This window comes from Flavobacterium columnare NBRC 100251 = ATCC 23463 (assembly GCF_002530675.1).
GTDB classification, from domain to species: domain Bacteria; phylum Bacteroidota; class Bacteroidia; order Flavobacteriales; family Flavobacteriaceae; genus Flavobacterium; species Flavobacterium columnare.
On record NZ_PCMX01000152.1, the window covers coordinates 1 to 5,976 of the forward strand.

The following is a 5,976-nucleotide window of genomic DNA, read 5'->3' on the forward strand; positions in this document are numbered from 1 at the left end:
AATTTTTTATTAGAAAGTTTTGCCTTAAATTCAAATAATCCAACAGATCAAGATAAAAAACATTTGATTGCTGATAATATTCAACTTTCAGAATTTCAAAATGATTTTTCCTTTATACAAACACTAACCTATAACCACTCCCCTTTATTAGTTGAAAGACATCAAACCATTAGGGAAGTAGCGTTATTAATGGCTGATAAAATGCTAGATAACGCATTTATAATGGAAAATGATAAACTCATTGGAATTGTAACGGATTCTGATTTCAAATATAAAGTTGCTACAGGAAAAAATGCCATTCAATCGCATATTGATAAAATTATGACTTATCCTGTAATAACTGTTACTGAAAATGTTTCCTTATCCGAAGCCCAATTAGTAATGTTATCTCATAAAGTCCATCATTTATGTGTGACTGCAGATGGTACACCAAATACTCAAATTAAAGGAGTTATTACCCAACAAGATTTAGTACAAGCTCAAGCTAATTCTCCTGGAGTATTAATAAAAGAAGCTAAAAGAGCTAGTTCGTATTTAGAATTAAGAGCCGTTTATAGATCTATGGCATCTATGATGCAACAAGCTCTTACTAAAAATATACCATTGCAACATCTTTACAATGTAGCTGGTGAAATTGTATTAGCTATCATTAATAGATCCATCGAATTGGCTATTTTAGATTTAGGCTCCCCTCCTGTTCCTTTTGCTTTTTTGAGTATAGGAAGTCAAGGAAGAAAAGAACAGTTATTATTAACGGATCATGACAATATGCTAATTTATGCTGATGTAGATGTGCAACAGGCAAGAAATGTCCGATTTTACTTTAGTCAATTAGCTAAAAAAGTAGCAGAAACACTTGAAAAATTAGGTTATAAACACTGTGAATTTGGGAATTCTGTAACGAACGAAAAATGGTGTAAACCCTTAACCGAATGGATTATACAATACGAAAATTGGATTAAATCCCCTGGAGAGTTCACAAATGAACATTGTGCTATCTTTTTTGATTATGAATTTGTCTATGGAGATCAAAGTTTTGAAACAGTCATAATAGATACTATCTCTAAAATGAAAAACAAGGTATTGTTTTTAGATTATTTAGGAAATGATGCCCTTAAAAAACCTGCTCCTCTAAATTTTTTCAAAAAATTTAATGAAGAAGATAGCGGATTGCATCATGGAAAATTTAATATTAAAGAAAAAGCTATCAATCAAATGGTAGACATAGCTCGTTTACTATCTATACAATTTGAATTAAAAGGAATTAATAATACTTATTCTAGATATAAAGAATTAGCTATTAAAAACCCAGATAATGCTGAAGTTTATCGTCAAGCATCTGAAACTTTTTTATTAGTATCTAAATATAGAATTTTAGAAGGTTATAAAAATGATAATACGGGTGAATATATAGATGTAGAACATTTACCTAAAATAGAGAAAGAACGTTTAAAAGAATCGCTTTCTGTATTAAAAGATTTAGAAGAAATAGTAAAAGACACGTTTCAATTAACACAATTTTCATAAAAATGCTCGATTGGTTAAAACATTTAGGAAAAGAATATCCAGATTTTTGGAAACAATACTTAGTTCAGTTAGAAATACCTTCTGTACGAAAGGTAGCTTTGCATATTGAAACTACAGGATTAAATCCATCAAAAGATAAAATTATTTCAATAGGAGCTGTTGTCATTGAAAACAATCAAATTATAATTGAACAAAGCTTAGAAATTGAACTAGAAAAAGATAAAATTATTAATGCAAAAGAATTAACGTACGAAGAAGCACAAGCCATTGAAGCTTTTATTCATTTTATAGGCAATGCTACACTTATAGGACATCGTATACATTATGATATTGAAATTTTAAATGAATATCTATCAAAATTACATAGTGGTCGTATAAAAAACAATTTATTAGATATAGAAGTTATGGAAACAAGAATTTTAGATTTAAGTTCTAAAATATTTTCATTAGAGGAATTGTTTTCTACCTATAAAATAAAAAAAACGGAAGTACTAACTTCGGGAAATTTAGCATTCAATATCGGTTTATTGTTTTTAAAAATGAGAGGTAAGTTAAAGATTAGCTAAAAAAAAATTAGCAAGCTCTAGTTAAATTTCCACTAAAAAATACAACCTGTTTTTTCTATTTTAACAGGTTGTATTTTGGTTTCTTAAACTTTTTCGTTTTTAATTTCTTCAAGAACTTCTGGGTTTAATAACGTAGAAATATCTCCAAAATTTTCTAAATCACCAGAAGCTATTTTTCTTAAAATTCTACGCATAATTTTACCTGAACGGGTCTTAGGTAAACCACTAACAAATTGAATTTTGTCTAACTTAGCAATAGGTCCTACTTGATCCGAAATGATTTGATTTATTTCAATTTTTAAATTTTCACGATCCCGATGTTCTCCTGTTTCTTTTAAAATGACAAAACCATATAAAGCATTTCCTTTTATATCGTGAGGAAATCCTACTATAGCACTTTCTGCTACAGCTGGATGTTCATTAATAGAATCTTCAATGGGAGCTGTTCCTAGATTATGTCCTGAAACAATAATAACATCATCTACTCTACCTGTTATTCTATAATATCCCACTTCGTCACGCAATGCTCCATCACCAGTAAAGTATTTTCCAGGAAATTGAGAAAAATAAGTTTCTTTATATCGCTCATGATCTCCCCAAATAGTTCTGGCAATACTTGGCCAAGGAAATTTAATACATAAACTTCCTACAACTTGATTTCCTTCTATTTCATTTCTTAATTCATCCATTAAAACAGGTTGTACTCCTGGTAATGGCAAGGTGGCATAAGTAGGTTTAGTAGGAGTTACAAAAGGTATAGGTGCAATCATAATTCCACCTGTTTCTGTTTGCCACCATGTATCTACTAGTGGACAACGCTTCCCTCCTACATGGTCATTATACCAATGCCAAGCTTCTTCATTAATAGGTTCTCCTACTAAACCTATTACTTTTAATGATTTTAAAGGAAATTTCTGTACATAGTCTAAATTTTCTTTGGCTAAAGAACGAATGGCTGTAGGAGCTGTATAAAATTGTGTTATTTTATGTTTTTCGATTATTTGCCAATAACGTGAAAAATCGGGATATGACAATATCCCTTCACTGATTACGGTTGTTCCACCATTTAAAAGAGGTCCGTATAATGAATAAGAATGTCCTGTAATCCAACCTATATCTGCGGTACACCAAAATATATCTCCGTCATTATAATTAAAAACATTTTTAAATGTATAAGCTGTGTAAACCATGTATCCAGCTGTTGTATGTAACATCCCTTTTGGTTTTCCTGTAGAACCTGAAGTATATAAGATAAATAATGGATCTTCAGCATCCATTATTTCAGCCACACTAGTGTCTAAAGCATTGTCTAATAAAGGTTGTAACCAATGATCACGTCCTATTTTCATATCTATCTTTTCCTTGGTTCGCTCAACAACTAAAACGGTTTTAACACCGTGACAACGTTCTAGTGCCTCATCTACAATCCCTTTTAGATTGATTTTTTTATCACCTCTATAACCTCCATCAGATGTAATCACCATTTTTGCTTGACAATCATTTATACGAGCTTCCAAAGCACCTGCTGAAAAACCTGCAAAAATAACAGAATGAATAGCACCTATTCTTGCGCAAGCTAAAACGGCTATGGCTAATTCAGGTATCATGGGTAAATAAATACATACGCGATCTCCTTTTTCTATGCCTTGTTCTAACAAAACATTAGCCATTTTTGAAACTTTTTGATAAAGTTCGTTGTAACTTATCTTCTGTGCTTTTTCTTCGGGGTTATTAGGTTCAAAAATAATTGCTGTTTTGTCTCCACGTCTAGCCAAGTGGCGATCAATACAGTTTTTTGTTATATTAACTTTTGCATCAATGAACCATTTAAATTCTGCTTTTTGCATATCAAAATCAAAAACCTTATCCCATTTTTGATACCAGATAAAATTCTCATCGGCTATTTTATCCCAAAATTTTTTGGGTTCTCGTACCGATTTTTTATACATTTTAAAGTAGTTTTCTAAATCCTTTATGGTATAATAACTCATGATTTGCCTTTTTTATAAAATGGTTTATGACTCGTTAAAATTCTGAAAAGCGAAAATACCATATTTCTAATGAGTGAGCAATTTATAAATCATTAAATATTTACTAAAAAGTAAAAAAAATTCTACTTCTATTTTTTAATACATTTTCTTTTTTCTATTCTATCTAAAAGAATTAAATAAAATAGTATACAAGAAATATAAATTAAATTATTTTTGCAAACTTAGGATCATTTGAAATAGTAGAACTATTTTTTTATTACCTATGTTGTTTTTTTAAATAAAATAAAATGTTTTTTAATTCCTTAGAATTTGCGATTTTCCTACCTCTTGTTTTTTTACTCTATTGGTTTGTTTTTAATAGATCTAAAAAGGCACAAAATACCTTATTAATTATAGCTAGTTATTATTTTTATGCTTGTTGGGATTGGCATTTTTTGTTCTTATTAATTTTTTCAACGCTTTTAGATTATGTATCAGGTATAAAAATTGAAAGAAGTAATAACGAAAGAATTGCTCAATTTTGGTTTTGGTTAAGTGTTGGGATAAATTTAGGGTTTTTAGGAATTTTTAAATATTATAACTTTTTTGCACAATCATTTGCTGATTTATGCAATAAAATAGGATTTGAAGTACATCCTTATCTATTACAACTTGTATTGCCTGTTGGTATTTCTTTTTATACTTTTCATGGATTATCTTATGTAATTGACATTTATAAAAAAAGAATTAAAGCGGAATATAATTTTATTGATTATTCATTATTTGTTAGTTATTTTCCTTTATTAGTCGCTGGTCCTATTGAAAGAGCGACTCATTTATTACCTCAAGTAAAGGTTAAAAGAGAATTTAATTTTGAGAAAGCAAAAGAAGGAACCTACCAGATTATATGGGGGTTAGTAAAAAAAATAGTTGTTGCTGATTCTTGTGCATTGTATGCAAATGCTATTTTTGATCATTCGCATACAATGAATTCTTATTCATTAGTATTGGGTGCTATTTATTTTGCCTTTCAGATATATGGTGATTTTAGTGGTTATTCGGATATTGCATTAGGAACATCTAAATTATTTGGAATTGATTTACTAAAAAACTTTAATTATCCTTATTTTTCTAGAGATATTGCAGAGTTTTGGCGTCGTTGGCACATCTCTTTATCTTCTTGGTTTAGAGACTATTTATACATTCCTCTAGGAGGTAGTCAAGGAGGCAAATGGATGCAAGTTCGTAATACATTTATTATTTTTTTAGTCAGTGGATTTTGGCATGGAGCTAATTGGACCTTTATTATATGGGGACTTATAAATGCTATCTATTTTTTACCCCTTTTATTATTTAATAAAAACAGAACTAATCTAGGAACTATACATTTCCAGTGGAATGCTTCTGGAATTACAACCATATTTAATATAATAAGTACTTTTGCTCTTTCTACTTTGGCATGGATATTTTTTAGAGCAAAATCTATTACGGATGCTTATAATTATATTTACCAGTTATTTACTAATGGTGATTTTTCTATCCAATACCTAAATAATGAGCGTTATTCTTATGAATTAATGCCTTTGGTTGTGTCGTTTATTCTTTTTGAATGGTTTAATAAGGATAAAATTGAGCCTATTTCTGGAAGATTTGTTTATGTTAAATTATTTATATCTATTTTAGCTTTAATTGCTTTAGGTGTTTATTCTGATTATAAGGAGTTTATATATTTTCAATTCTAATGAAAAAATTCTTAAAACATAGTGTATTACTCTTATTTATTGTTCTAATAAGTAGTATTTTTCTGGATTTATTTTATACTTTTATTCTTAAATCTTCAGCTAAAAGGAATAAGATTGAATATGTATTACATACAAAACAAAAAGTGTATGATGTTATTATTATGGGGACCT

4 protein-coding genes are annotated in these 5,976 nt (G+C 29.0%); 3 read left to right on the forward strand and 1 reads right to left on the reverse strand.

Translation table 11 applies throughout. The features are described from left to right. The coding region (locus B0A78_RS13765; protein WP_097609778.1) for a DUF294 nucleotidyltransferase-like domain-containing protein at positions 1-1,527 on the forward strand (1,527 nt) is incomplete at its 5' end. Between the two features lie 2 nt (positions 1,528-1,529). Continuing rightward, positions 1,530-2,093: an exonuclease domain-containing protein gene (locus tag B0A78_RS13770; protein WP_014164563.1), complete on the forward strand. Its 564-nt coding sequence runs from the start codon at positions 1,530-1,532 to the stop codon at positions 2,091-2,093. Positions 2,094-2,176: 83 nt separating this feature from the next. Here B0A78_RS13770 and acs read toward each other — a convergent pair whose 3' ends face one another. Further along, entirely contained in the window at positions 2,177-4,084 is a 1,908-nt protein-coding gene (acs, locus tag B0A78_RS13775; protein WP_097609779.1) for an acetate--CoA ligase, read from the reverse strand. Positions 4,085-4,371: 287 nt separating this feature from the next. Here acs and B0A78_RS13780 point away from each other — a divergent pair, with 287 nt between their 5' ends. After that, complete coding sequence (locus B0A78_RS13780) at positions 4,372-5,805, forward strand: MBOAT family O-acyltransferase (RefSeq protein ID WP_014164561.1); 1,434 nt, start codon at positions 4,372-4,374, stop codon at positions 5,803-5,805. Positions 5,806-5,976: the final 171 nt, after the last annotated feature.